Genomic DNA, 25,854 nt, shown 5'->3' with positions numbered 1-25,854 from the left:
GAAGTGATGATGTGATAGAAATGCAGGACGTGTGGAAGACCTATGCCAATGGGACCCACGCATTACAAGGGGTGTCGGTGAAGATCGACCGCAATGAATTTGTCTATATCGTCGGTCCATCCGGCGCAGGCAAATCGACATTTATGAAATTGATGTACCGGGAAGAAGTTCCGACCAAAGGACAAATATCCATTAACGGATTTAATATCGGTAAGTTGAAGCCACGTAAGATCCCTTATGTGCGCCGTAATATCGGCGTTGTGTTCCAGGATTTCCGTCTGCTGCCACGCATGACGGCATTTGAGAACGTGGCATTCGCCATGGAAGTTATTGAAGCGCCGAAGCGTCACATCAAGAAGCGAGTGATGGAAGTGCTTGATCTGGTGGGACTGCGCAGCAAGGCGAACCGTGAACCTTCACAGTTGTCGGGTGGGGAACAGCAGCGTATTGCCATCGCACGTGCCATCGTGAACAATCCGTCTGTCATTATTGCGGACGAGCCTACGGGGAATCTGGATCCGGAGACGTCTTGGGGGATTATGCAACTGCTGGATGAGATTAATTTCCGGGGGACAACCATTGTTATGGCAACCCACAACAAAGATATCGTCAATACGATGCGTAAACGGGTTATTGCGATTGAACGGGGACAGATTGTACGGGATCAGATGAGAGGGGAATACGGTTATGAATTTTAGTACTCTCTTGCGCCATTTGCGGGAGGGATTCAAAAACGTATTCCGCAACGGCTGGATGTCCGTGGCCTCCATCATGTCCATTATCGTGTCACTGCTTATTTTGGGTGTGTTCATGCTGCTGGTGCTCAATGTGAATTCCATGGCCAACCAGGTGGACAGTCAGGTCGAGATCAGTACGTTTCTTGAGCTGAATGTGGATGAGAACCTGCGTAACACGCTGGAGCAGGAGATCAGTGCCATGCCTGAAGTCAGTGAAATTCGTTTTGTCTCCAAAGAGGAAGGACTCAAAGAGTTCCGTGAACGTCTTGGCGAAAGTGCAGACAATGTGCTGAGCGGTTTCGATGTGGATAACAATCCACTGCCGGAGACCATTGAAGTAGAGGTCATTGAACCGGAAACCGTCACTTTTGTGGCGCAAAAAATTGAAGCATTGAACGATAAACATCCGGAGAAGCCAATCATGAAAGTGAATTACGGCAAGGAAACGGTGGAAGTGTTGTTCAAATTTACGAAGCTTGTCCGGAATATCGGATTTATTTTTGTCGGGGGACTGGCTCTAATGTCCATGTTCCTGATCTCGAATACGATTCGCGTAACGATTCTGGCACGGCGCCGGGAGATCGGTATCATGAAGCTGGTTGGGGCAACCAATACCTTCATTCGTTGGCCATTCTTTATCGAAGGGGCATTGATTGGACTGATCGGTTCGGCCATTACGGTAGCCGTTCTGTTCTTCGGATATAGCCGTTTGATGGCTACGATTGGTCAGGATGTATTTATGCAGATGCTTAATTTGATTCCACTCGGTGATATTTGGCTATTGTTTGGAACACTGTTGATCGGACTTGGTGTGTTGGTTGGAATTTTGGGAAGCACATTGTCCATCCGCAAGTCTCTTAACGTTTAATCGAAAAGAATGACATAGCAGGTTCACAACTGAACACTGTTTGACGATATGTAGTAATGACGGAGTCTTTAGTGTAAAGAAAGCAAGAACATGCTGTTCACCACCTGTGCAGGTTGCTTTCTTGTGAATTCATAGGATGGGGGATCACATTTTGAAAAAAACAGCTTCGCTGCTGGCTTTAACGTTATTGGCCAGTTTGACGCTTCAACCTTCTGACGGATATGCCAAGAGTAGCATTAGCGATATTGATCAGCAGATTCAGCAACTGGAGAGTAAGGCGGCTTCGGCCAAAAAAGAGCAGCAAAAGGCTGCCAGCAACAAGAAGGAAGCCCAGCATTACAAAAACAAGACCAACGCTTACCTGAAAGTTGTCATGGAGCAGATCAATGTGGTAAGTGATGAACTGGCGAACGTATCCTTGCAGATCGAAAATACAGAAGAGGATCTTCGCGCAACGAAGAAAGATCTGGAAGCAGCAGAAGATCGTATTGTGGCTCGGGAGAAATTGCTTGAATCACGTGTACGTCTCATGTATACAGACGGCGCCGTTTCTTATCTCGATGTATTGCTAACTTCAACAAGCTTCTCCGATTTCCTGACTCGTGCAGATTCACTCAAAACGATCGTGGATCAGGACCAGCATCTGCTGGATGAGCATAAAAAGGACAAGCAGCTCGTCGTGGACAAAAAGGCAGAACTGGATGTGCAATATGCGGAAGCCAAGAGCCTGTATGCGCAGAAGAAACAGCGCAAGTCCCAGTTGAATGAGAAGGAACAAGAAAAGCAAGTGCTTCTCGCTTCCTATGATGCTAAAATTGAAGAGTCAGAAGAGCTGACGCAAGAACAGGAAGACGTATTGATGCAGATTGCAAGCAAGCGTTCGGCGCTTCTGCAAGAGAAAAATAAATTGCGTGAACAGCAGGCGGCAGCAGCAGCTAAAGCAAAAGCAGCGGCGGCGGCCCGCGCGGCGGCGGCGGCCAAGGCGCCGACCAAAGTCAGCTCCAACAGCAGCAGTAGTACTACGTACTCCAGTGGTAACGGTATCTTTGGGATGCCTGTATCGGGTGCGCGTGTATCTTCCGGCTTCGGACCTCGTATTCACCCGATTACGGGTGAAGTGGGTAAAATGCATGCGGGTGTAGACTTTGCGGTTGCTCAAGGAACGTCAGTTCATGCGGCTTCTGGCGGGATCGTGATTATGGCTGAATGGTACAGCGGCTATGGTTACACGGTCATTGTTGACCACGGAGGCGGCTTATGGACGTTATATGGTCATTTACGTGAAGGTGGATTTAAGGTCAGTAAGGGAGACACGGTAAGCCGTGGCGATATTATTGCTGAATCAGGCAGTACAGGCAACTCTACTGGACCGCATTTGCATTTTGAAGTACGTGATAATGGAACAGCGGTGAATCCATTCAACTATTTGTAGATTTTAGGCAACGGTTGGAATGGAACGAACATATTCCGTACAAGCTAGACATATACTAAGCTGGCATGTTCAGGGAATGATTTACGGAACAATTGAATTTGACACGCTTCAATACTAAAGGCGGTGACAAACGGATGATGAAGAAAAGATCGGCCCTGCTGCTTGTCATTGTAGCCCTTCTTGGGGGCAGCCTGCTTACGCTTGCGCTGATGAGCTCCCCTGGCCTGGCACAGACGACATCTGGCGAAGGACTGCTCGCCAGTGTTACTGGCAGTTCGCAGCAGAAGAACGATTTGAAGAAGATTGAAACCGCGATGGATTTGATCTCAAGCAACTATTATAAAGACGTGGATCGAACCAAACTGATTGATGGTGCGATCAACGGCATGATGGAATCCCTTGGTGATCCGTACTCCAACTATATGGGGCAGGAAACAGCGGCCCAGTTCGAGGAATCAATTGAAGGTTCATTTACCGGAATCGGTGCAGAAGTATCCTCGCAGGACGGGAATGTGGTGGTAGTATCCCCAATCAAAGGATCGCCAGCCGAAAAAGCGGGTATTCGCGCCAAAGACATGATTATGTCGGTCAATGGTGAATCCTTACAAGGTTTGGAACTGAACAAAGCCGTTAACAAAATCAGAGGTCCAAAAGGCAGTGAAGCGAAGGTACAGGTTAAACGTGCCGGATCTTCCGAACTGATTGAATTTGTCATTGTACGTGATGACATTGATTTGGAGACGGTGTATGCCCACATGGAGGATAACGGTGTTGGTGTGATTACAATTACCCAATTCTCGCTCAACACAGGAGATCGCTTTAAGGAAGAACTGGCGAAGCTGGAGAAGCAGAACATGAAAGGCCTGATCATTGATGTACGTAATGACCCGGGTGGTGTTTTGCAGGTCGTTATTGATATTGCCGAGCAATTTGTTCCGAAAGGCAAGGTTATTGTTCAAGTCGAAGACAAGAATGGTAAAAAGGAACAAAGTAAATCAAACGGTTCAGGTAAATCCTATCCAATTACGGTATTGATGAACAAAGGAAGCGCGAGTGCGTCCGAGATTTTGGCCGGTGCCTTGCAACAGTCCGCAGGCGCAACGCTGGTTGGAGAAAATTCCTTTGGTAAAGGAACCGTACAGACGAGTTATGACAAGCAGATGGGTGATGGCAGCCTGCTCAAAATCACCATCGCCAAATGGCTGACTCCGAATGGTGACTGGATCCATGAAAAAGGAATCAAACCGGATATTGCGGTGAACCAGCCGGATTACTTCTCGGTGGCACCCATCAACAAAGAAAAATTACCTTTGAAATATGACAGCAATAGCACGGATGTGAAAAGCGCGCAGACGATGCTGAGAGGACTTGACTTTAAGCCGGATCGTGTGGACGGATACTATGACCAGAAGACGGAAGAAGCGGTCAAAGCATTCCAGAAACAAAAAGGCATTCAGGCAACAGGCCAGATTGACGAGAAAACCGCGGAATCACTGGAAGCGGCTCTGATTGAACGCATTGCCAATCCTCAATATGATGCACAGCTGAAGCGCGCGATCGAAAATGTCTCAAAGGATATTTCGTCCGCGGTGTCGAAGCCATAAAGAAGGCTGATTTTCAGCCTTCTTTTTTTCTGAACCGACTGAAGGAGAGGAGTGACCGTCCACAATGGAATGGGTTTGGCTGTGGTTGACTACATTAGGGGAAGCATTGTTGCAGTTGTTGATTCAGCCGTTTTATTATATTGCGGTAATCTTGATTGCTCTCGTTTATCATCGTCAATTATTACAGGAACGCAAATTGTTCCACGTTCGTCTGCAAAGCTCGATCACTCAGACCATTCGTGCAGTGCTTGGAGGTATAGTGATCGGAGTAATAGTCTCCATCGTGTCTCTGTTCCTCGGGGCACATCTCACACTGAGCAGTCTGATCTGTATATGGGCAGCTACGATCTTTCTGGCGTTGTTCCGTATCCGATACTTATGCTTTGCTTATGCTGCAGGTTTGCTTGGTGTGTTGCAGTTTGGTTTAAATATGGCTTCGGGCTGGCAGCCCGAAGGATGGATAGGAACTGTCACTGAAGCCTTACGTGCGCTGGATATGCCTGCACTTCTTGTGCTCGCAGCTGTATTACATATCGGCGAAGGATTCATGGTACGGATGCAAGGGGTATCCATGGCATCGCCGTTGCTCTTTGAAGGCAAACGCGGCAAGCTTGTCGGAGGGTACCAACTGCAACATTTTTGGCCGATTCCATTATTGATCCTTGTTCCTGTTACGGGCGGGGCAGAGCTCCCATGGTCCCCTCTGGTGAACGGGGGTAGTGGCTATATGCTGGTTGCACTGCCGATTTTACTGGGATTCGGAGAGGTTACCCAGAGTATGCTCCCTGGACAGAAAGTGAAGATTTCGGCGAAACGGTTGCTGCTCTATGGGACAGGACTACTCGTATGTAGTCTTCTGGCAGTATGGTGGTCTCCATTCATGGTGGTCGCTGCCCTCGCTGCTTTCGCAGGACATGAGTTCCTGGTGTGGTACAGTGGCTTCGAGGAACAAAACCGCAGCCCGTTGTTTGTTCATCCTGAACACGGCCTGAAGGTGCTGGGCGTCATTCCTGACAGTCCTGCGGAAGAATTGGGGATTGAAGCGGGGGAGACGTTGTACAAGGTGAATGGCGTACTGGTGCATTCACCCGAACAATTACATCGGGCCTTGCGCATGAATCCGGCCTTTTGCAAGCTGGAGGTGCGTAATCATCAGGGAGAGAGCAAGTTCATGCAACGGGCGATCTATGAAGGCGAGCATCATCAACTTGGCGTTCTCATGGCCCCGGACAATCATGAAGCCTGGGCGCTCCGTTTACGTCCCCTAACGTTGTTTCATATCGTAAGTCTCAAATTGTTCGCACGACGTAATGATAAACGAACCGACGAAGCTCCGTTGGCCCTGCCCCCTGCACCTGCAGGAGAGCAAAGGTCTGTAGAGATGTGATCCAAGAAAGGGTATTTCCACAACCTGCACAGGTGAGGAAACACCCTTTCTTTTTATTTATTTTTTAGCATAAAGATGGCAATCTGAGTCCGATCCCGCAGGCTTAGTTTACCTAGTATATCGGTGACATAGTTTTTGACCGTACCTTCGCTGAGGAACAGTTTGGCGGCAATTTCCTTGTTGGATAACCCTTCGGATATTGCTACTGCAACCCCCAGTTCCATACGGGTCAGTCCGTAGGAGTCGATGGGTCCGTGTGCCTGAGGAACTGCAGCTGGGCGGAGAAGACTGGCCAGCTTGCGGGCGATATCAGGATGAATGAGCATATCGCCATTATGAACGGTTTTGATGCCTTGAATGATCCGGTCAGGGGGCACATTTTTGAGCAAATAACCGCTGGCTCCGTTCTGCAAAGCCTGAATAATGTACTCGTCATCGTCAAATGTGGTAAGCATTAACACCCGCACGTCAGGAAAACGTGACTTAATGATTCGAGTCCCTTCGACTCCGTCGCAATCTGGCATACGAATATCCATGAGTACAACGTCGGCAATGGCTCCTGTCTCCAGCAGTGTAAGTGCTTCCCTTCCGTTTGAAGCTGTTCCTGTGACCGTAATGCCAGGATCAAGTCCGATCAGTATTTTGAGACTTTCGCGGATGAAGGAATCATCATCGGCGAGAAGCAACCGAATGTATTGGGGTGAGACAGCATCATTCATTGGATCGATACTCTCTTGTTCAGACATGAGACACATCACTTCCTTTTCAAATCATATCCGTTTGTTTCGTGATTGGCAGCCGTGTGATCACCGTATAGGGATAATCGGATTGAATCTCCAGGGTGCCCCCAACCGAATGGGCTCGCATACGCATTCCTTCGTGTCCCATGCCATGCTTTGCAGACTCTGCTTTCGCACTCCGGTCAGTATGTGATTCCCCGTCATGTTCTTTCATTGATCCTTTGGTGGGCCGGGAATGGATCTGCCCGTCATTGGTTACGGTCATGCACACTTCACGCTCACCAAATGCCAGTTGTATAGATATCATCGTTGCATTCCCGTGTTTTAGAGCGTTCGTCAGGGCTTCTTTGGCATTTTTGTACAAGACGATTTGTATGCTGGGATACAGGGCTTGGGAATGACCGTGAACCTTGTAATTTGTTTTTACACCCGTTTCCCTGCCCAATTCTTCGAGTAGACGATCCAGTGCATAGGCATCCGATAAGTATGAGTCAGACCGCAATTTGTGGAGTGTCGTGCGCATATCATCCATACTGGCCGCCAATTGATCCCGGATCTGTCTTACCATTACCGTACCTTGTTCCGTATTCGTTGGAAGAGTCAGCAGGGCAGCCTCAGACATCATCTTGGTGCGAATCAGGCGGTGTCCGATATCATCATGAAGCTGTCTTGAGATACGGGTGCGTTCCTCCGCTTGTGCCAAGCCTTCAAGTTGCTTCGTGAATTGCAATAGCTGTGCGCGTGCTTCCTGTAGCTCGTAATGTTTGCTGCGAATTTCATCATACACCTGTTCCAGCTGTCCCCGGCTGTTTGCCGTCTTGGCCCCCTGCCAGGAGAGTGCAGCCATAATGAGCAAGAACAGGTTACCGACAATTCTTCCGGTTGTCTCTTCAGTGAATGGGGTGCCTGATATGGTCAGGGATACATTGAACCATGGGGGCAGCTCCGATGGGGCTGCGTAGTGCCAGTGTAATGCGACATTGCTTATAAGGAGTTGGGCTCCCAGCATCAGCCAGCGAAGGTTCCCTCCCAGTTTATACATATATACATATAGCACGGATAGGGAGAGGAACAACATAAATGGTCCATATAAAACGATCAGCCAGCAGTTCCAGAGCATTTCCACCAGAAGCAACAGCATACGTGAAGTGCTTGAACGAGCGAAGTCTTTGCACACGGCAAGTCCAATAGCAATGATGATATATAGGGTATATACATCTTCTCGTTCCATGGGAAGCGTCAAGATGTACAACACAGACGGAACGATAATTAAACCGTATTGCAATAACCGCATCGGCATATGTCAGTAACATCCTTTTCAAAAGTGGAGTGAAAAAATCACCCGTTAATGTACCCTGAATTATATCATAAGCCGCATCCCGAGCAGGAGATGACTTAAGTCACCTTCGTTTCATGACCTTTCGTACCTTCGCAAAAGAAGGCAATCCGTTACAATACAGATATGAAACCCAGGAAGAAAACTGGAGTAAGAGGAGCGAGGACGATGGTTGTTATACTTGAAGTCGAAAATTTAGTGAAACGATATGGCAGCAAGATTTCGGTGGATCATTTAAACCTGAATGTGGGCAAAGGTGAAATCTTCGGGCTGCTGGGTCCCAATGGGGCAGGCAAAAGTACGACCATCAGCATGATTGCCGGGCTCCTGAACTTCGATCAGGGCGAAATCCGTCTGGGTGGCATATCCGTTAAGGAAAGACCGCTTGAAGTTAAGCGAAAGATCGGGCTGGTGCCGCAGGATCTGGCTTTATACGAAACGATGAGTGCTGCAGATAACGTCACTTTTTTTGCCCGGTTATACGGGCTGCGTGGGAAGCTGCTGAAGGAAAAGGTAGAGGAATCGCTGGAGTTTGTAGGTTTGCAGGACAGAGCGAAGGATGCCCCGTCCACCTTCTCCGGTGGGATGAAACGCAGGCTGAATATTGCATGTGCCATTACGCACCGCCCGGAGCTGATCATTATGGATGAACCGACGGTCGGTATTGATCCGCAATCTCGGAATCATATTCTGGAATCGGTGCGCACACTTAATCAGATGGGTTCAACCATTATCTATACCAGTCATTATATGGAAGAAGTTGCTGCGATCAGCCACCGGGTAGCGATTATGGATAAAGGTCATATTATTGCGTGCGGTACTGAAGCAGAACTGAGAGAACGGGTCGCAACCGAGGAAAAAATCGTACTCACGACTTTGGGTATCGGTCCAGCTGTGGTGGAGGAGTTGAAACTGCACCCCCGCGTGCGAGCGGTAGAGGTTTCGGGGGATACACTGACGATTACGTTGCCTGCGGCACAGCCAGATCTGCAAGATATGCTTTTCATTTGCAGCAAACACGAAGTTTCCATTCAGTCGCTCCAGGTCGAAGAGCCGGATCTGGAAACGTTGTTCCTCAATCTGACCGGACGTACGCTGCGGGACTAGGGGGATATCCGATGAAAGTATGGCATATTTGTATCTTTGAGTTAAGACGCATACTGAAAATTCGCTCGGTTCTGCTGAACCTGTTCATTTTGCCGTTGCTGCTGATCTTTATATTGGGTACTGCACTTTCCAGTACGATGGATACTGGTAAGGGAGCGATCCCGGACTCGGTGAGAGTGGGTATTCTACAGGCAGAATCTTCATCCGGTTGGGTCAGTAAAGCGCTGAAATCGTTTGTGGCTTCTCCGGCGATAGCGAGCATGATGAATGTACAATCCATGTCTTCAGAAGAAGAGGCTGTGTATGCTCTGCGTCGTGGTGAACTGGATTTTGCAGTCATCGTCCCAGCCGATCTGGAGGAGCAGATCATGAAAGGGAAAGAGGCGAAACTGCAATGGATACTGGGGAAAGATGGCACGCTTAATGTCGTGGGTCAGACGTTGTTTGCCCGATTCACAGACGAACTGAACAGACAAGTCGCTGGGGCAAAGGTGTTAGGTCCGGAAGCGATGGCTGTAATGGGTGTGAAATCGCAAACCAATGCCTCGAACGCATCCTTTGTAACGGTCAGTAGTCCTGGAAAAGCGGGGAATTCCTATAGTGCTTCACAATACTATGCGGCTTCCATGCTCGCCATGTTCATGCTTTATTCAGGCATGACAACAAGTAATAGCCTTTTTGGGGAGAGAGACAAAAAAACATTAATGCGCTTACAGGCAGCCCCAATTGGCAATGGAGTCATCTTTGCAGGGAAAATTGCAGGCAATAGCCTCCTTGCTTTCATGCAGGCCATCCTCATCGTACTGATGACACATTGGTTATACGGTGTGAACTGGGGTACACATCCTTGGCTGATTGTTCTGATCTGTGTGCTGATTACGCTGGCTTCGATGACTCTCGGCGTAATTGTTTCTCTGCTCTTCAAAAATGCCACATCGGCAAGTGCTGCTCTGCAGGGCATTATCATTGCCATGACGTTTATCAGCGGCGGCTTTACACCGATTGCCATTGATTTTGTACAACGAATAAGTGAATTTACGGTAAACCACTGGGCTTTGCAAAGTTTTCTTCGAATGATGCTGAACGCTCCCGTAAGTGAAATCATGTCCAGCATCATGATGCTGAGTGCGGTATGTGCGGTACTTGTAGCGGCAGCGGCATTGATCTATAGAAAGGCGGGATACCGCTATGAATAGTCTGAATATTGCCTGGTTGATGATCCGGCGTACCATATTGCGCAAACGTGGCTTCATTGCGTTTTTTCTCCTTCCCTGTCTTGTCGTCAGTGGAGCGGTTCTGTTGTTTGGGAGTGAGCAAGGAACACGTGCGGTCATTCCCTATGTAAACGAAGATCAGGGAGCAGCAGGCGAATGGATCTTGGGTGAGCTTGGCCAGAAGGAGGAATACCTGCTCAAACCAATGAACAATGTCGCCGAACTTAAGGAAGCCATAGCCCAGCAAAAGGGGAGTTCCGGGATGATCATCCCGGCGAATTATACAAATGACCTGTTGAAAAATAAACAGGCTGAAGTACAGCTGGTCGAGCTTCGTGTCAGTGAAAGCTCTTATACGCTGAGAGCCGCGGTGGAGGGGTTGGCAGCTGGACTGAATCAGTCGGCTTCGGCAGTACTGGCGGCAACAAATGCGGCTTCTGGTGAGGCTCCTGATCCTGCTCAGGTACAAGCCAAATTCGAACAGTTGTTAGTGGAATTGGGCAAACATCAAATTTCGGGCGAAGCAACCGACCTTCAGATTTATCCGAAACCGGGCCTGAACAACGTGACCGGATTTACGATTATGTTCATGATGGGGCTGCTGACGAGTGCTGTTGCTGTTATTATGGAAGATCGCAGGCAGCGAACGATGGCAAGGGTCTACACGGCCCCAGTCCGCGCCTATGAAATCGCGCTTGGTAATTTCCTGGGCAGCTTTGCGATTGGCATGATCCAGATTGTTCTGGTTCTGGGGATCAGCAGATGGGTGCTTCATTATGATGCGGGAATTCCCTTTGGCATTCATTTCCTCATTCTGGCTGCGTTCATGCTGGTTTCCATGGGCATTGCAAGTACGGTTGCCGGATTGATCCGTGAATCCAAAAATGCAAACATGTTGAATTCGCTGATCATTACACCGACGTGTATGATTGGCGGCTGCTTCTGGCCGCTGTCGATTATGCCGGACTACATGCAAAAACTCGCTAATTTTGTGCCACAGAAATGGACGATTCAGGCTGTGGAAACAGTCTCTGCAGGCGGTACATTGTCAGATATCACACTGCCGCTGTTAATTCTGGGGGGCATGGCTGCCATTTTGCTGACCGTGGGTTCGGTGATTTTACGTCCCAGCCAGCCGGGTGTAGACTCTTGATAGGTAGGTTATAGAAAAATTAGATCAGAGTATAATCAAAAAGCACGTTCTTCTGAATCGAATTCAGCAAGAACGTGCTCTTTATATTATGGAGCAAAGATGCATTACGCGAAAGGTTGAAGACTAGGGCTGGAGTTGGCGCAAAACGGTAATTTCCACACGGCGGTTCTTTTGCCGTCCAGCCGCTGTGGTGTTGTCACTGGTTGGGCGTGTGTCCGCGTATCCGGCATACTGGAATCCGTCAGGGTCGAGTTTTTCTTTATCCAGGAAAAATCGTAATACAGACAATGCGCGTTCACCGGAAAGTTCCCAGTTGTCTTTATAGGTAGAGTTCGCACCGACAGGAACGTTGTCCGTATGCCCTTCAATGCTGACAACAGTGTTGAGATCACGGAACAGGCTTGCCAGTTTGGTCAGTGTGGGTGCAGCATCGCCTTTGAGGGCTGCCTGTCCCTGATCAAACAGGAAGTGGTCACTGAGCGTAATGGAGATGCCCTGGGGCTTGTCCGCGACAAAAATCTGATTTTCCAGTTTATTATCCTCAATATATTGGGTAATCACGTTGAACAGATTTTGTAACTCCTGTTCCTGTGACCTGAATTGTTCTTCCCGTTCCGTAAGGGGCTGATCATCCTCTTCGGGAATATCCGTCTCGGAACCTGAGATGGAGCCTTCACCCTCTCCGGGGTCCTCCCCTTGAATCTGAGATGGCGGATTCTTGGTAATCGCTTGTCCCGCTGTACCAGCAATCCCTTCACCTTGGTCAAGCAGGGAGTTGGATTGGTTAAACGTATTTTGCAACGATTGAGTAACAACGTCATATTTACCTGAATCGAGATGGCTCATGGCATACATGATGACGAAGAAGATCAGCAGCAGGGTAATGAGATCGGCATAGGTAATCATCCAGCGATCCCGATGATCGGCAGGTTCACGTTTTCCGCGCCGCTTACTGCGCCGACTCATCCAATCCCTCCTTCACTACAGGTCGTGTGGTTTGACGATGAGTAAGTGTGAAGGATTCCAGCCGTTTACGCACCAGTTGAGGGTTCTCCCCGTTCTGAATGGCAAGCACACCTTCGAGCAGCATTTCCATTGTTTGAATTTCATCTGCTCCGCGGGATTTGATTTTGGAGGCTATGGGCAAAAAGATCAGATTGGCACTGGCGACCCCGTATAGGGTGGCGGTAAAGGCTACAGCAATCGCTGGTCCGAGTCCGGTAGGATCGGTCAGGCTGCCAAGGACCTGAATAAGGCCCATAACGGTACCAATGATCCCCATGGTTGGGGCATAACCACCTGCTGATTCGAAAATTTTGGCATAACCTTCATGTTTTTGTTCAACGGAGTCAATCTCCATCTCCATGATCTGGCGAACAACATCCTGATCCGTACCATCGACGACCATTTGAATACCGTCTTGTAAAAAGGGATGCGGGTGATCCATCACTTTGCGTTCCAGTGCAAGTACACCCGAGCGTCGAGCAATGGAAGACATGTCCACAAGTTCTTCAACCCATTGGCTTGATTCGTTGTTGTTGCGTCCAAAAGCCATTCTCAGGGCAGCTGGAATCGTACGCAGTCGATGTGCAGGGAAGCTGGCAACCACTGCTGCAATCGTTCCACCAAATACAATTAAAGCAGCCGTTTTCTGTAACAAACCTGATAATTGGCCCCCTTCCCATAAAAAACCGCTAATGACTGCGGCAATCCCGGCAATAATGCCGATAAGTGTCGCAATATCCATAAATTAACCCACTCCTATCTTCACTTCGCGTTTGCATCACTTGCACAGACGAGGTATAATTAAACGGGAACAAATATTCTTATTAATATAAGTTTTCCCATATGTAAATTCGGGGAACTTCGACAATATATAGTGACTATTATTTTAGACGATAGGGTGAGATACGGCAATGAGCGATATTATAATGAGCGACAAAACGTTCGAAATCGAGTCAGAGTTTTCTCCCCAAGGTGATCAGCCTGCAGCCATTGAAGAATTGGTGAAGGGTGTTCAGGAGGGGAAGAGATATCAGACGCTGCTGGGTGCAACCGGTACGGGTAAAACGTTCACCATTGCACAGACGATTGCCAAGCTGCAACGTCCCACGCTGATTATTGCCCACAATAAGACGCTGGCAGCACAGCTTGCAAGTGAGTTCAAAGATTTTTTTCCGAATAACATGGTTGAGTATTTTGTCAGTTACTACGACTATTTTCAGCCAGAGGCCTATATTCCTTCCTCGGATACGTACATCGAGAAGGATTCGAGTATCAATGAAGAGATCGATAAACTTCGCCATGCGGCTACGAGTTCATTGTTTGAACGCAGGGATGTCATCATTGTAGCGAGTGTGTCCTGCATTTATGGTTTGGGTTCACCGCATTCGTATTCCAGCATGCTTTTGTCCCTGCGGGTAGGCATGGAGAAACCGCGCAATCAGATTTTGTCTCGTCTGGTGGAGATTCAGTACCAACGGAATGATATTAACTTTGTGCGGGGCACGTTCCGCGTACGCGGTGATGTCATTGAGATTTTCCCTGCGTCGAAGGGTGAGCATGCGATTCGGGTGGAGTTGTTCGGAGATGAGATTGAGAAAATTACGGAAATTGACGTGTTAACCGGAGAACTGGTTGGCGAACGTGAACATATTGCGATCTTCCCGGCGTCTCACTTCGTAACCCAAGAAGAGACGATGCGCGTGGCGCTGGTGAATATTGAGCGTGAACTGGAAGAACGGCTTGAAGTATTGCGTGAACAAGGGAAATTGCTGGAGGCTCAGCGACTGGAGCAACGTACACGGTATGATATCGAGATGATGAAGGAAGTCGGTTTCTGTTCAGGAATCGAGAACTATTCCGGACCACTGACATTCCGCGAACGTGGCGATACACCCTACACGCTGATGGACTATTTTCCGGATGATATGTTGATCGTGGTCGATGAGTCTCATGTGACGCTGCCACAGATCCGTGCGATGTATAACGGTGACCAAGCCAGGAAGAACGTGCTGGTTGAACATGGATTCCGTCTGCCATCTGCACTGGATAACCGTCCGCTCAAATTCGAAGAGTTTGAGGGAAAGATGAATCAGATCATCTATGTATCTGCGACACCAGGTCCTTACGAGATAGAGCATACGGATACAATGGTACAACAGATCATTCGTCCTACCGGTCTGCTTGATCCAATTATTGAACTGCGTCCAACGAAGGGGCAAATCGATGACCTAATCGGTGAGATTAACGACCGGATTGCCAAGGATGAACGTGTCTTGATCACGACATTAACGAAAAAGATGTCCGAGGATCTGACAGATTATCTGAAGGAGGTCGGCATCAAGGTGCGATATTTGCACTCTGAGATCAAGACGTTGGAACGTATGGCGATCCTGCGTGATCTCAGGTTGGGTACATTCCATGTGTTGATCGGAATCAACCTGCTCAGGGAAGGTCTGGATCTTCCCGAGGTTTCTCTGGTAGCCATTTTGGATGCGGACAAGGAAGGGTTCCTGCGCTCCGAACGATCGCTGATTCAAACGATTGGCCGGGCGGCACGGAACAGCGAAGGTCGAGTTATCCTGTATGGTGACAAAGTGACGGATTCGATGGATAAGGCGATTAAGGAAACGGAACGCCGTCGTGCAATTCAGATTGAATATAACGAAAAACATGGCATTACACCACAGACGATTCGTAAAAAAGTGCGTGATGTGATTGAAGCAACCAAAGTGGCCGAATCCAAGAAAGACTATCTTACAGGCGCTGCTGAGAAGATGTCGAAGAAGGAACGTCAGTCGCTTATTCAGCGCCTAGAGGCAGAGATGAAAGACGCCGCCAAAAACCTGCAGTTTGAGCGTGCTGCTGAACTTCGCGATGCATTGTTGGAGCTGCGTGCAGAATAGCCTTGAGCGGGCATGATTTGTAAGATCAGATAGAGCATCGATATGATGCGGTTGAAGGATAAATTTGCAACAAGAGAACGGCCAACTGGCCGTTCTCTTGTTGAGTAAGGAAATCAGTCGGTTCTACCGATAATTAGACATGTTGAAAATGTGAAATCAGGTCTATACTGATAGAAAACTTGAAATTGGTTAAAAGGTTTATAGGAAAGCGTTTGGTAGTCGTGTACCTGGGAGCCGAGCCAAAGGCAATGGCGACCTCCGCGAACGAGGCGAAGCCGTGAGCGTCCTCTCACGGTAGAGCGGCCGTCCAAGAGAACCGGCAAACGGCCGGAATCTTGGACGAGGCTGCGGGCACACGACACACCTTCACATAGCAAGACCCGACCCCTCAACATTGCACCGCCTGTTTCGGGTGTCCAGAGGGCTGCGCCCTCTGGGGCCCTCCCTTGGAAGGGAGGGTTTGGGTGGGATCGAAAAGCCTTTAAATAAGGTTGGAATTACAACATTGAGAGGATGAATACTATTGGCGAGCGAGAACATTGTCATTAAAGGCGCGCGAGCGCATAACCTGAAGAACATCGATATCACCATCCCGCGTGACCGTTTTGTCGTATTGACCGGTCTGAGTGGCTCAGGCAAGTCCTCGCTGGCTTTTGACACGATATATGCCGAAGGACAACGACGTTATGTGGAATCGTTGTCGGCCTATGCACGACAGTTTCTGGGACAGATGGAGAAACCGGATGTCGATTCCATTGAAGGGTTGTCCCCGGCTATCTCCATAGATCAGAAAACGACAAGTCGTAACCCGCGTTCCACCGTCGGAACCGTTACGGAGATTTATGATTATCTGCGTCTGTTATTTGCACGTATTGGGCATCCTCATTGCCCGGATCATGGTGTGGAGATCACATCCCAGACCGTAGAGCAGATGGTAGACCGCATCATGCAATATCCTGAGCGGACCCGGCTACAGATTTTGGCACCGATTGTCTCAGGCCGTAAAGGGGAACACAAAAGTGTGTTTTCCGATATTGCAAAGCAAGGGTTTGTCCGTGTACGGGTAAACGGGGAATTACGTGATTTATCTGAAGATATCCAATTGGAAAAGAACAAAAAACATACAATTGAAGTCGTCGTTGACCGGATTGTCATCAAGGAAGATGTGCAATCACGGTTGGCGGACTCGATTGAGACTGCACTTAATCTGTCTGGCGGACAGTTATTGGTAGATATTATGGGTGAGGAAGAGCTGCGCTTCAGTTCCAACTTTGCCTGCCCGGTATGCGGATTTAGTATTGATGAGTTGGCTCCGCGGATGTTTTCATTCAACAGTCCGTTTGGAGCTTGTCCAGAATGTGATGGTTTAGGTGTCAAAATGATAGTTGACCCTGATCTGCTGGTACCAGATCGCAGTAAAACGATTGAAGACGGTGCTTTTGATGCCTGGACAGGTGGAACGTCAACCTATTACCCGCAGTTCCTTAAGTCGGTATGCGAACACTTTAACATTCCGCAAAACGTACCTGTAGAGGATCTCCCTGCTGAACAGATGAACAAGCTGTTACTGGGGACAGGTACGGAGAAAATACGTTTCCGGTATGAGAATGATTTTGGTCAACGGAAAGAGGCTCTGGTTACCTTTGAAGGGATTGTCAATAATCTGGAGCGTCGTTACCGTGAGACAGCATCCGAAGGTATCCGTGAATTCATTGAAGGTTATATGAGTGCGAAGCCTTGTGGTACATGCAAAGGACACCGACTGAAACGTGAGAGCCTTGCTGTTACCATTAACGATCACAACATGGCGTATGTAACAAGCTTGTCCATTGGAGAAGCTGGTCGTTTCTTCGATTCACTGCAATTGAGTGAGAAGGAGCAGACTATTGCCAAACTTATTTTAAAAGAAATCAACAGCCGCCTCGGATTCCTGGTGAACGTAGGTCTGGATTACCTGACCCTGAGTCGTGCTGCCGGAACATTGTCTGGTGGTGAAGCCCAACGGATCAGATTGGCGACACAAATCGGTTCCAGTCTCATGGGTGTATTGTACATTCTGGACGAGCCAAGTATCGGTTTGCATCAACGGGATAATGATCGCCTGATCTCTACCCTTGCTCATATGCGGGATATCGGTAACACTCTGATTGTCGTTGAACATGATGAAGATACAATGCTGGCTGCCGACTATATCATTGACATTGGTCCGGGTGCAGGTATCCACGGGGGTACCGTGATGTCGCAGGGTACACCGGAAGAGATCATGAATGACGAGAACTCGCTAACAGGTCAATATTTAAGTGGACGCAAGTTCATTCCGGTACGTACCGAACGCCGTAGTGTTGGAGACCGATGGCTGGAAGTGCGCGGAGCGAAGGAAAATAATCTGAAAAACCTGAATGTGAAAATTCCGGTAGGTGTATTTACCGCGGTAACAGGCGTCTCCGGCTCGGGTAAATCAACGCTGATCAATGAGATTTTGTACAAAACACTGGCTCGTGATCTAAACCGTGCACGCGTACGCCCAGGTATGCACAAAGAAATTCGGGGTCTGGAACATATTGATAAAGTCATTGATATCGACCAGTCGCCAATCGGGCGGACACCACGGTCTAACCCGGCTACGTACACAGGTGTCTTTGATGACATCCGGGATCTGTTTGCACAGACCAATGAAGCCAAAGTGCGCGGATACAAAAAGGGTCGGTTTAGTTTTAACATTAAAGGTGGACGTTGTGAAGCTTGTCGCGGGGACGGCATTATCAAGATCGAGATGCACTTCCTGCCGGACGTCTATGTACCTTGCGAGGTCTGCAAAGGCAAACGGTACAACCGTGAAACACTTGAGGTCAGATACAAAAACAAAAATATTGCAGATGTGCTTGAAATGACGGTAGAGGATGCAACGCAATTCTTTGAGAACATTCCGAAAATTCATCGCAAAATGCAAACCTTGCTCGACGTGGGCTTGGGTTACATTAACTTGGGGCAGCCTGCAACAACGTTATCCGGCGGCGAGGCACAACGGGTGAAACTTGCTTCCGAGCTGTATCGCCGCAGTACGGGCAAAACGATATACATCTTGGATGAGCCAACCACGGGTCTGCATGTCGATGACATCGATCGTCTGCTGAACGTACTGCATCGTCTGGTGGACTCCGGCGAATCCGTATTGGTTATCGAGCATAACCTGGACGTTATCAAAACAGCCGATTATATCGTTGATCTGGGCCCGGAAGGCGGCAGTGGTGGAGGAACCATCGTTGCGACAGGCACGCCAGAGGATATTATTAAAGTGGAAGCTTCCTATACAGGCAAGTACTTGAAGCCAGTCTTGGAGCGGGATACGGAACGAAGCAAAACGTTACAATTGACGGAGTAACTGCTTGCAGAGATGAGGATGAAAAATGGATATGATCTATCTTTTCATCCTCATCAGCATTCTCGTTATCCCACAACCATATTTACACCCGCTTCATCTGTTAATCATTGCAGTATAGTAGGAAGATTGGTTTTCACATTTCTAACCCTTCTTTTCATGAAGTAGGAGGCATCAATGTATGATCTGATGTCCCCTGCTTCCGAGGAGAAGGGTTTTACGATTATGATAACGTGAAAGTGTTTACATATGCGATGGAGCAAGCATTGCAGGAATGTGCGTCCAAACTGGATTTTTTTCATTTTTCTGGATGATAGGGCTTGCATTACAAGCGGGGTACAGATAACATAGAGGAAGATATTAGGGTATGCGTTAGCATTTCAGCAGGTTGCAATACTGGATTTTATGCGAAATGCTTGTTCAACTATGGTGAGGAGGTCTGTCTATCCATGCTGTTTGCAGAAGCTGCCACGGCGAGTACTTCGAATTTTAATGCGTTTGATATTTTTGTCATCTTGTTTACGATTCTGATTTTCATCGGAGTAGTACGTCTGATTCGTGCACCGAAGAAAAATTTGTTTGCCATCGGATTTGCAGTGGTCAGTCTTTTGGTATTTTTGTTGACGGATTATGCTATGATCACCGGTTGGTTTGGTTCGTAGGGAAACCGCTGAATAATTCAAAAAAACATCAAGTTGAAGAACAGATAAACACTTTCCAGGGGAGTTGAGGAGGGTGTTTTTTTGTGTTTTGCAGGGTGGAATAGAAAATACGATTACTTCTATTAAAAATAGGGCTTAAAGCAATTGTACAGGAATAATATGTATGATAAATTGGGGAATACCGGTATTGCAGATGATAGAGAGAATAGAATAGATTCAGTAATGGATCGTATGGCTAGGTCGCATAACGGAGGATATATAGAGAGGGTTAGGTGAGGGAATGAGAGTGTTGGGGAAAAAGGCCGTAGCCATGTTGATGACTGCTGTACTCTCGGTTAGTGTTGCGACAACGGCTGGAGCAGCAGAGACTGCCAAGGGAATGAAAGCTAAAATGGTCGATGGACAAGTCTATGTCAATTCAACGGATTTGGTCAAAGCGATTGGCGGAAGTGGGCAGTATGATGCCAAAACCGGAACGTATCAGTATAAGGGTAGTGAAGCCATTCCGAAAGTGATCGAAAAGGTATCTCCGTCCGTTGTTGGTATCATCGGCAAATCTGATGAAGCTCAGGATGGGGTCACATCAGACCGCTATAACCTGGCTCATGGCACAGGCGTGATTATCCGCTCCAACGGCTGGATTGTGACAAATGCTCATGTAGTAGATGGATTAACTAATCCTCTGGTCGTGACGACCGATGGCAATACATACAAAATTACGAAAACATACAGTGATCCATTGAGCGATCTCGCCCTGATCAAAATTAATGCCAAATCTCTTCAAACAGCGACCTTTGCCAAAGCTTCACAGACAACGGTTGGAGAAACCGTCATCGCCATTGGTACACCGATCTCTTTCTCTTTGCGTAACTCGGCAACGGTAGGTGTGATCAGTGGGCTTAATCGCGGGGTGGAGGCCACCTATCGGTTGATTCAAACCGATACGGCCATTAATCCGGGCAACAGCGGGGGACCGCTGGTCAATATGAAAGGTGAAGTCGTTGGCATTAACTCCATGAAATTTTCAGCAGTGGGTATCGAGAGTATGGGGTTTTCAATCCCGGTAGATACCGTTCAATATATAACCAATCAATTCTTTAAGTACGGAAAAATCAAACGCGCAAGCCTTGGTCTGCAACTGGAAGAGAGCTGGTCTGCGATTGTGGGACTGCCTACAGATGATCCATTGACGGTCACGGGTGTGCTGTCGGCTGAAGCGAAGAAAGCCAAAATTAAAGAAGGCGATCTGTTATACAGTGTGGCAGGCACACGTGTATCCTCTGCTGTCGACATCAATGAGTTGCTCAAGAAGTATTTGCCCGGACAAAAGATGAAGTTGTTGATGCAATCAGACGGTGATATTGTCACTCGCACCGTGATACTCGCTGATCGGGCGGACATTCAGGACGATGAAGACGAACAGTTCCCTATAGATGAAGATCAATAAAGCCCGGCGAGTAACCCGGAATCAGAGAGGACGAATGAACGGAATGAAGAAGTCATTTTTACGTGTGCTGAGCACAGGTGTGTTGGCCGGGATGCTGACCATCGGTGCGGCATTGCCCGCATGGGCATCGGATCATACAACAAGTGAACTGCGGATCAAAGAAGGGAGCACAAATGCATACATCAATGGCAGTAAGCAGGCAATCGCCAAGCCATATCAGATTAAAGGAATTACCATGGTGCCTGTCGGTGTGTTCAAAAAGGCATTTGGCAGTGAAATCCGGCTCGAGAAGAACGATGTTGTCAAAATCAAGGAAGGCCCGCATACCGTCACGTTGACGATTGGCAGCTCGATTGCCTGGGTGGATGGAGTCAAAAAGGAGATGGGGGCAGGCCCCAAAATGGTGAATGGAGTTCTTATGGTGCCACTTCGTCCGGTTGCTGCAGGCATTGGTGCGACGCTTGCCCCAAATAGTGCAGGTGAAATGGTTATTCGATTACTGCAATCGGATGATTCGATGGATGAGGATGAGGGCGGCATTGATCTGGATGCAGGCAAAACACGAATTGGTAACAGCTTCTACGGCTGGTCCATTAATTATCCGGCTGACCTGATGATTCTGCAAACGGGTGAGCAGGAGCGCATGATGACTTTTGGTACGGCGGACAGCAGTTATTATCTCGAGGTGTATGTGAGCGATCAGGATGTGGCGCTGGATGCGGATGATTTGTTGCAGCAGCTGGTTCAGGAAGCGAAACAGTCGGGAGATACGGTACTGGATCGGGAATCGATTGCCAAAGGCAAAACACCCTATGCTCGAATCGTTGTTAAAGATGTTGACGGCTTGTTATGGGAAATGCGTCAGTATATCCGTGATGGTCGCCAATATGATGTATACCTTGCAGATTATGAAGCTTTGAATTACAAGGATTTAAGCAAGCGTGCGGCGCTGCTCAATTCATTCCAGCCTACATATGCAGAGTCCGATCGTACGATCAAGGATCTCTCCACGGTGGATGATGGGATGCGTTCTGCATGGAATGATGATTATGGCATTGAACTGAGCATTCCTGCGGGCTGGTCTATGGACAATAATCAGATGGTATACGAATCCAAAGACGGGGCCTATCTCCAACTTCGTGTTACATCGGCTCCAACGGGGGCAACCGTAAAAGACTGGAGTGGCCAATTGGACAAATGGATGCGAGAGACATTTACACCAGACAGTTACGAACCGATTGGTTCCTCCACGATGAATATATCGGGCGAGACTGCCGAGGTCAATGAATTCCGTTATAACTTTGGCGATGGATGGCAGACGGAGTTCGATGTTCTTTTACAAAAGAACGGCTATCGCTATTATGCTGAATACACGTTCCCTGAGGATCAGGCCGAAGATCGAGAGTGGTTTAAACGGATTATGAAGAGCGTTGAGATTGACTTTGATACAGTATCCGATAACTTTGGTCAGCTGGATGAGGACCCGTATTTGACAGATAAGACGAAAACGTTGACGAGGACGTCCAAACGATATCATTACAGTGTGGATATCCCTCGCTATTGGACGCCGTACAATGACCGCTTTGAGTATTCTCCTGTAGTCTATACCTTTACTGGTGGAGAGTTCTCCATTGTAGCGAGCGATGACAAATCGATCGAGATGACCGTCAGTCAACTGAGAGAGGCGTATGCCGAAGCAACCAAGACTCGTAAAAACTTCAAACTGCTTAGCAGTGAGGAGCTAATGTTTGCAGGTGTACCTGCCTTTTCCTTCACGTATCATGAGGTGGATAACGGTGTGCCGTATAGCGGACGTCAAATTGTGTTCGAACAGAACGGTACAACGTATACCATAACGAGCGGGCTTAATGATGCCAACAAGACGGAAGTACAGGCAGCAGCGCTGGAAAAAGCGGTGAACTCATTTACCTTTATTAAATAAAAGAAATGAATGCCGGAGGGTCTGGAGACCTTCCGGTTTATTTGGTTTCTATACATTTACAATGGAACGAAGAGTGCTGATCGGAAAGATGGTCCTGCAAGCGAAAGTGTCTAGTGTAAATTTTAATGGAAATGAAAATGATAAACGGTTTTTTTAGGAAAGCGTAGAAGAGTCCGTTCAGAAGTGATACAATATATTAGTTCAGGAGTTATGACTGCTGATCTGACAAATAAAGATGATTGTAGGCTCGGGAATCAGGCAATACAGACATAATGTATAGATATAGCGATACAGTGACCATGCAGGAGTACGGAAGAGTACAGGCTCAGCGTATAAGGATACAGGGATGAAATCCGGCTATGGCCGGTTATGGGGAGGATCTACATGAAAACAGCAACAATACGAAGAGAAGACGTCGAGCTTCTGGCACCCGCAGGTGACTGGGATTGTATGCGTTCGGCGGTAGCCAATGGCGCAGATGCGATTTTCTTCGGAGTCGAAAAGTTTAATGCACGAGCACGTGCGAACAATTTCCGTATGGACGAGCTGCCGGAGATTATGGCGTTTTTACACAGTTATGGCGTAAAAGGTTTTTTGACCTTTAATATATTGATTTTTGAAAATGAATTGACGGATGCCAAGGAACTGATCGACGCTTGTGTCGATGCAGGTGTGGATGCCGTGATTGTACAGGATTTGGGTCTGGTTAAAATGATTCGCGAGATCTCGCCGGATTTCCCGATTCACGGTTCAACTCAAATGACGATTACATCACCGGAAGCGGTGGAGTTTACGAAGCCGTTTGATATGGAGCGTGTCGTACTTGGACGGGAGAACAACCTGAAGCAGATTCAGAAGATCGGAGAACAGGCGAAGCTGCCGATGGAAGTATTTGTTCACGGTGCGCTGTGTGTATCTTACTCCGGGCAGTGTCTGACTTCTGAAATGTGGGGCGGACGCTCCGCCAACCGTGGTGAATGTGCACAGGCTTGCCGCCTGCCTTATGACCTGATGGTGGACGGAGTGCACAAGCCGATGGGTGATGTGGCATATCTCTTGTCTCCGAAAGACCTGGCTGCGATTGACTTGATGCCCGAACTGATCGAAGCGGGCGTTACTTCCTTCAAAATTGAAGGACGTCTCAAAACGCCAGAATACGTGGCGAACGTGGTTAGTAAATACCGTAAAGCGATCGACCGTTACTTTGACGGGGATAACACGCCACCAAGCAAGGAAGAAGTCCGTGAGTTGCAGCAAAGCTTCTCCCGCGGATTCACGCACGGTTTCCTGGACGGAACGAACAATAAACAACTGGTTGACGGGACGTTCCCGAAAAGCCGTGGCGTCTACCTGGGTCGTGTAGACCAAGTATTACGTGATGGTGTCGTCCTGAAACTGGATGCGCCAGTGAAGCGTGGGGACGGGATCGTATTCGATGCTGGAGATCCAACGCAGAAGGAAGAAGGCGGACGTGTCTACGATGTGCGTCGCAAAGGCGTGAAGCTTGAAGGCGAAGCCGAGGAAGGCTGGATCGTGGACGTTGTACCTGGCCGCAGTGACGTGGACCTGCGCCGCGTGAAAGTTGGCGATAAAGTATGGAAAACGAATGACCCGGCCCTGGACAAACGTTTGCGTCAGAGCTTTGAAACCGAGAAACCCTATCGTGTCTTCCCTGTAAACGTTAAAGTCATCGGCAGCCCAGGGCAGCCGCTTAGCACTTGGTGGACAGACGTGCAGAAGGGCACGACCGTCCGTGTAAATTCCGAGATGGAACTGGACATCGCCCAGAAGCGTCCAATGACGCACGAACTGCTCGAAGAGCAATTCGGACGTTTGGGCGGCACGGTGTTCCAGCTGGAAGAATTGGACGTCAACCTGCACGGTGACGTCATCATTCCGATGCGCGAGCTGAATAACATTCGCCGTCAGGCGGTGGAACAGCTCGCGGGCGAGCGCCCTAAACCGCCCGTCTACGTGAAACGGGCGGTAGAAGTTTACGGCGATGCGGTTAAACCGGCATCGCCAGTGGCTCGCGGTCAAGCGGAGCTGACCGCGCTCTGCCGCAGCCTGCCTCAAGTAGAGGCAGCGCTGGAAGCGGGTGTCGGCATGATCTACGCCGACTTCGAGTTTATCAAGCAATTCCCGGCAGCTGTGGAAGCTGTTCATGCCGCAGGCCGCAAGATTGCGCTGGCAACGCCGCGTATTCATATGCCTGGCGAGAATGGTTACCACAACAACATTTTGCGTCTGAAGCCGGACGCTGTGCTGGTACGTAATACAGGTGCGCTGTACTTCTACCTGCGTCACCGGATGGAGAATCCGGATGCGAAGCACCCGGAACTGATCGGTGACTTCTCATTGAACATCGCCAACCATAAAGCGGTAGAACTGTTCCTGGAAGCAGGATGTGACTGGATCACACCATCCTATGACCTGAACATTCAACAAATGGTTGATCTGCTGGGTAACTCCCGTACAAGCCAGACCGAAGTGGTTATTCATCAGCATCTGCCGATGTTCCATACGGAGCACTGTGTGTACTGTACGTTTATGAGTGAAGGAACGGACTTTACAAACTGTGGTCGTCCTTGTGAAGAACAGCGTGCATCGCTGCAAGACCGGATTGGCATGTCCCATCCCGTACGTGTGGATGAAGGCTGCCGCAATACCGTTTATAATGCGGTGGAACAATCCGGTGCTGAATATCTGACCAACTTCATGGATCTGGGTGTATCCCGCTATCGTGTGGAATTCCTGGAGGAAACACCGGAGCAGGTACGTGAAGTTATTGATCTGTACAATCGTGCGCTGCGCGGTGAGATCAGTGGTACACAAGTGTGGAAAACATTGAAAGCAACCAACCAGCTTGGCGTAACGCGTGGTCAATTGGTGAAATAAACGGATCGTATGTTACGATAACATGTTACAAGTATGAAGC

The 25,854-nt window shown here is 48.5% G+C and carries 18 protein-coding genes; 14 read left to right on the top strand and 4 right to left on the bottom strand.

What is annotated here, in order from left to right:
* The first annotated feature begins 11 nt into the window (after nucleotides 1-11).
* The 5 genes from ftsE to JNUCC31_RS11365 all read left to right on the top strand — a co-directional run bounded on the left by ftsE (nucleotide 12) and on the right by JNUCC31_RS11365 (nucleotide 6,028).
* A complete protein-coding gene (gene ftsE, locus JNUCC31_RS11385; RefSeq protein WP_024631580.1) occupies nucleotides 12-698 on the top strand; it encodes a cell division ATP-binding protein FtsE in 687 nt (228 codons plus the stop codon).
* Nucleotides 688-1,605, top strand: a complete 918-nt coding sequence (ftsX, locus tag JNUCC31_RS11380; RefSeq protein ID WP_192271180.1) for a permease-like cell division protein FtsX — start codon at nucleotides 688-690, stop codon at nucleotides 1,603-1,605. Before ftsE ends, ftsX begins: the two co-directional genes overlap by 11 nt.
* 151 nt (nucleotides 1,606-1,756) lie before the next feature.
* Entirely contained in the window at nucleotides 1,757-3,037 is a 1,281-nt protein-coding gene (locus JNUCC31_RS11375; protein WP_192271178.1) for a murein hydrolase activator EnvC family protein, read from the top strand.
* Nucleotides 3,038-3,171: 134 nt separating this feature from the next.
* On the top strand, nucleotides 3,172-4,641 hold the full coding sequence (locus JNUCC31_RS11370) for a S41 family peptidase (RefSeq protein WP_192271176.1): 1,470 nt from the start codon (nucleotides 3,172-3,174) through the stop codon (nucleotides 4,639-4,641).
* Nucleotides 4,642-4,705: 64 nt separating this feature from the next.
* Nucleotides 4,706-6,028, top strand: a complete 1,323-nt coding sequence (locus tag JNUCC31_RS11365) for a PDZ domain-containing protein (RefSeq protein WP_192271174.1) — start codon at nucleotides 4,706-4,708, stop codon at nucleotides 6,026-6,028.
* 53 nt (nucleotides 6,029-6,081) lie between these two features.
* Here JNUCC31_RS11365 and JNUCC31_RS11360 read toward each other — a convergent pair whose 3' ends face one another.
* Together JNUCC31_RS11360 and JNUCC31_RS11355 are read right to left on the bottom strand one after the other, a co-directional pair.
* Nucleotides 6,082-6,774: a response regulator transcription factor gene (locus JNUCC31_RS11360; protein WP_192271172.1), complete on the bottom strand. Its 693-nt coding sequence runs from the start codon at nucleotides 6,772-6,774 to the stop codon at nucleotides 6,082-6,084.
* Nucleotides 6,775-6,793: 19 nt separating this feature from the next.
* Nucleotides 6,794-8,068: a sensor histidine kinase gene (locus tag JNUCC31_RS11355; RefSeq protein ID WP_192271170.1), complete on the bottom strand. Its 1,275-nt coding sequence runs from the start codon at nucleotides 8,066-8,068 to the stop codon at nucleotides 6,794-6,796.
* Nucleotides 8,069-8,272: 204 nt separating this feature from the next.
* Here JNUCC31_RS11355 and JNUCC31_RS11350 point away from each other — a divergent pair, with 204 nt between their 5' ends.
* From JNUCC31_RS11350 to JNUCC31_RS11340, 3 genes are read left to right on the top strand one after another with little or no spacing between them, the layout of a single operon-like run.
* Nucleotides 8,273-9,211, top strand: a complete 939-nt coding sequence (locus JNUCC31_RS11350) for an ABC transporter ATP-binding protein (RefSeq protein WP_323374373.1) — start codon at nucleotides 8,273-8,275, stop codon at nucleotides 9,209-9,211.
* Nucleotides 9,212-9,222: 11 nt separating this feature from the next.
* On the top strand, nucleotides 9,223-10,407 hold the full coding sequence (locus JNUCC31_RS11345; protein ID WP_192271168.1) for an ABC transporter permease: 1,185 nt from the start codon (nucleotides 9,223-9,225) through the stop codon (nucleotides 10,405-10,407).
* Nucleotides 10,400-11,578 (top strand): ABC transporter permease, encoded by a 1,179-nt coding sequence (locus JNUCC31_RS11340; protein WP_192271167.1) that lies wholly within the window; start codon nucleotides 10,400-10,402, stop codon nucleotides 11,576-11,578. The genes JNUCC31_RS11345 and JNUCC31_RS11340 overlap by 8 nt, the downstream gene beginning before the upstream one ends.
* Before the next feature lie 123 nt (nucleotides 11,579-11,701).
* Here JNUCC31_RS11340 and JNUCC31_RS11335 read toward each other — a convergent pair whose 3' ends face one another.
* The gene (locus tag JNUCC31_RS11335) at nucleotides 11,702-12,544 is read right to left on the bottom strand and encodes an OmpA/MotB family protein (RefSeq protein ID WP_192271166.1); all 843 of its coding nucleotides are present in this window, start codon (nucleotides 12,542-12,544) and stop codon (nucleotides 11,702-11,704) included.
* On the bottom strand, nucleotides 12,528-13,325 hold the full coding sequence (locus tag JNUCC31_RS11330) for a flagellar motor protein (RefSeq protein WP_192271165.1): 798 nt from the start codon (nucleotides 13,323-13,325) through the stop codon (nucleotides 12,528-12,530). The genes JNUCC31_RS11335 and JNUCC31_RS11330 overlap by 17 nt, the downstream gene beginning before the upstream one ends.
* Nucleotides 13,326-13,494: 169 nt before the next feature.
* Here JNUCC31_RS11330 and uvrB point away from each other — a divergent pair, with 169 nt between their 5' ends.
* The 6 genes from uvrB (at nucleotide 13,495) to JNUCC31_RS11300 (ending at nucleotide 25,814) form a co-directional block, all read left to right on the top strand.
* A complete protein-coding gene (uvrB, locus tag JNUCC31_RS11325; protein WP_192271164.1) occupies nucleotides 13,495-15,486 on the top strand; it encodes an excinuclease ABC subunit UvrB in 1,992 nt (663 codons plus the stop codon).
* Between the two features lie 523 nt (nucleotides 15,487-16,009).
* Nucleotides 16,010-18,868, top strand: a complete 2,859-nt coding sequence (uvrA, locus tag JNUCC31_RS11320) for an excinuclease ABC subunit UvrA (protein ID WP_192271163.1) — start codon at nucleotides 16,010-16,012, stop codon at nucleotides 18,866-18,868.
* A gap of 446 nt (nucleotides 18,869-19,314) precedes the next feature.
* Nucleotides 19,315-19,527, top strand: coding sequence for a hypothetical protein (locus JNUCC31_RS11315; protein ID WP_024631564.1), 213 nt, complete (start codon nucleotides 19,315-19,317; stop codon nucleotides 19,525-19,527).
* A gap of 280 nt (nucleotides 19,528-19,807) precedes the next feature.
* Nucleotides 19,808-20,974, top strand: a complete 1,167-nt coding sequence (locus tag JNUCC31_RS11310; protein ID WP_192271162.1) for a S1C family serine protease — start codon at nucleotides 19,808-19,810, stop codon at nucleotides 20,972-20,974.
* Nucleotides 20,961-22,916, top strand: coding sequence for a stalk domain-containing protein (locus JNUCC31_RS11305; protein WP_228469620.1), 1,956 nt, complete (start codon nucleotides 20,961-20,963; stop codon nucleotides 22,914-22,916). Before JNUCC31_RS11310 ends, JNUCC31_RS11305 begins: the two co-directional genes overlap by 14 nt.
* Before the next feature lie 384 nt (nucleotides 22,917-23,300).
* Nucleotides 23,301-25,814: a U32 family peptidase gene (locus JNUCC31_RS11300; protein ID WP_192271160.1), complete on the top strand. Its 2,514-nt coding sequence runs from the start codon at nucleotides 23,301-23,303 to the stop codon at nucleotides 25,812-25,814.
* The last annotated feature ends 40 nt before the right edge of the window (nucleotides 25,815-25,854 follow it).

Origin of the sequence: Paenibacillus sp. JNUCC-31 (assembly GCF_014844075.1) — a bacterium.
In the GTDB taxonomy this organism is placed as follows: Bacteria; Bacillota; Bacilli; order Paenibacillales; family Paenibacillaceae; genus Paenibacillus.
This window is presented reverse-complemented; position numbering and strand designations above follow the sequence as displayed.

What these genes read in the sequence shown, in the direction of transcription:
- JNUCC31_RS11365 (WP_192271174.1), top strand. Translation starts at nt 4,706, where the DNA reads ATGGAATGGGTTTGGCTGTGGTTGACTACATTAGGGGAAGCATTGTTG.
- JNUCC31_RS11345 (WP_192271168.1), top strand. Translation starts at nt 9,223, where the DNA reads ATGAAAGTATGGCATATTTGTATCTTTGAGTTAAGACGCATACTGAAA.
- JNUCC31_RS11300 (WP_192271160.1), top strand. Translation starts at nt 23,301, where the DNA reads ATGAAAACAGCAACAATACGAAGAGAAGACGTCGAGCTTCTGGCACCC.
- JNUCC31_RS11360 (WP_192271172.1), bottom strand. Translation starts at nt 6,774, where the DNA reads ATGTCTGAACAAGAGAGTATCGATCCAATGAATGATGCTGTCTCACCC.
- JNUCC31_RS11355 (WP_192271170.1), bottom strand. Translation starts at nt 8,068, where the DNA reads ATGCCGATGCGGTTATTGCAATACGGTTTAATTATCGTTCCGTCTGTG.
- JNUCC31_RS11315 (WP_024631564.1), top strand. Translation starts at nt 19,315, where the DNA reads ATGCTGTTTGCAGAAGCTGCCACGGCGAGTACTTCGAATTTTAATGCG.
- JNUCC31_RS11335 (WP_192271166.1), bottom strand. Translation starts at nt 12,544, where the DNA reads ATGAGTCGGCGCAGTAAGCGGCGCGGAAAACGTGAACCTGCCGATCAT.
- JNUCC31_RS11370 (WP_192271176.1), top strand. Translation starts at nt 3,172, where the DNA reads ATGATGAAGAAAAGATCGGCCCTGCTGCTTGTCATTGTAGCCCTTCTT.
- JNUCC31_RS11330 (WP_192271165.1), bottom strand. Translation starts at nt 13,325, where the DNA reads ATGGATATTGCGACACTTATCGGCATTATTGCCGGGATTGCCGCAGTC.
- JNUCC31_RS11305 (WP_228469620.1), top strand. Translation starts at nt 20,961, where the DNA reads ATGAAGATCAATAAAGCCCGGCGAGTAACCCGGAATCAGAGAGGACGA.
- uvrB (WP_192271164.1), top strand. Translation starts at nt 13,495, where the DNA reads ATGAGCGATATTATAATGAGCGACAAAACGTTCGAAATCGAGTCAGAG.
- JNUCC31_RS11310 (WP_192271162.1), top strand. Translation starts at nt 19,808, where the DNA reads ATGAGAGTGTTGGGGAAAAAGGCCGTAGCCATGTTGATGACTGCTGTA.
- JNUCC31_RS11350 (WP_323374373.1), top strand. Translation starts at nt 8,273, where the DNA reads ATGGTTGTTATACTTGAAGTCGAAAATTTAGTGAAACGATATGGCAGC.
- ftsX (WP_192271180.1), top strand. Translation starts at nt 688, where the DNA reads ATGAATTTTAGTACTCTCTTGCGCCATTTGCGGGAGGGATTCAAAAAC.
- JNUCC31_RS11340 (WP_192271167.1), top strand. Translation starts at nt 10,400, where the DNA reads ATGAATAGTCTGAATATTGCCTGGTTGATGATCCGGCGTACCATATTG.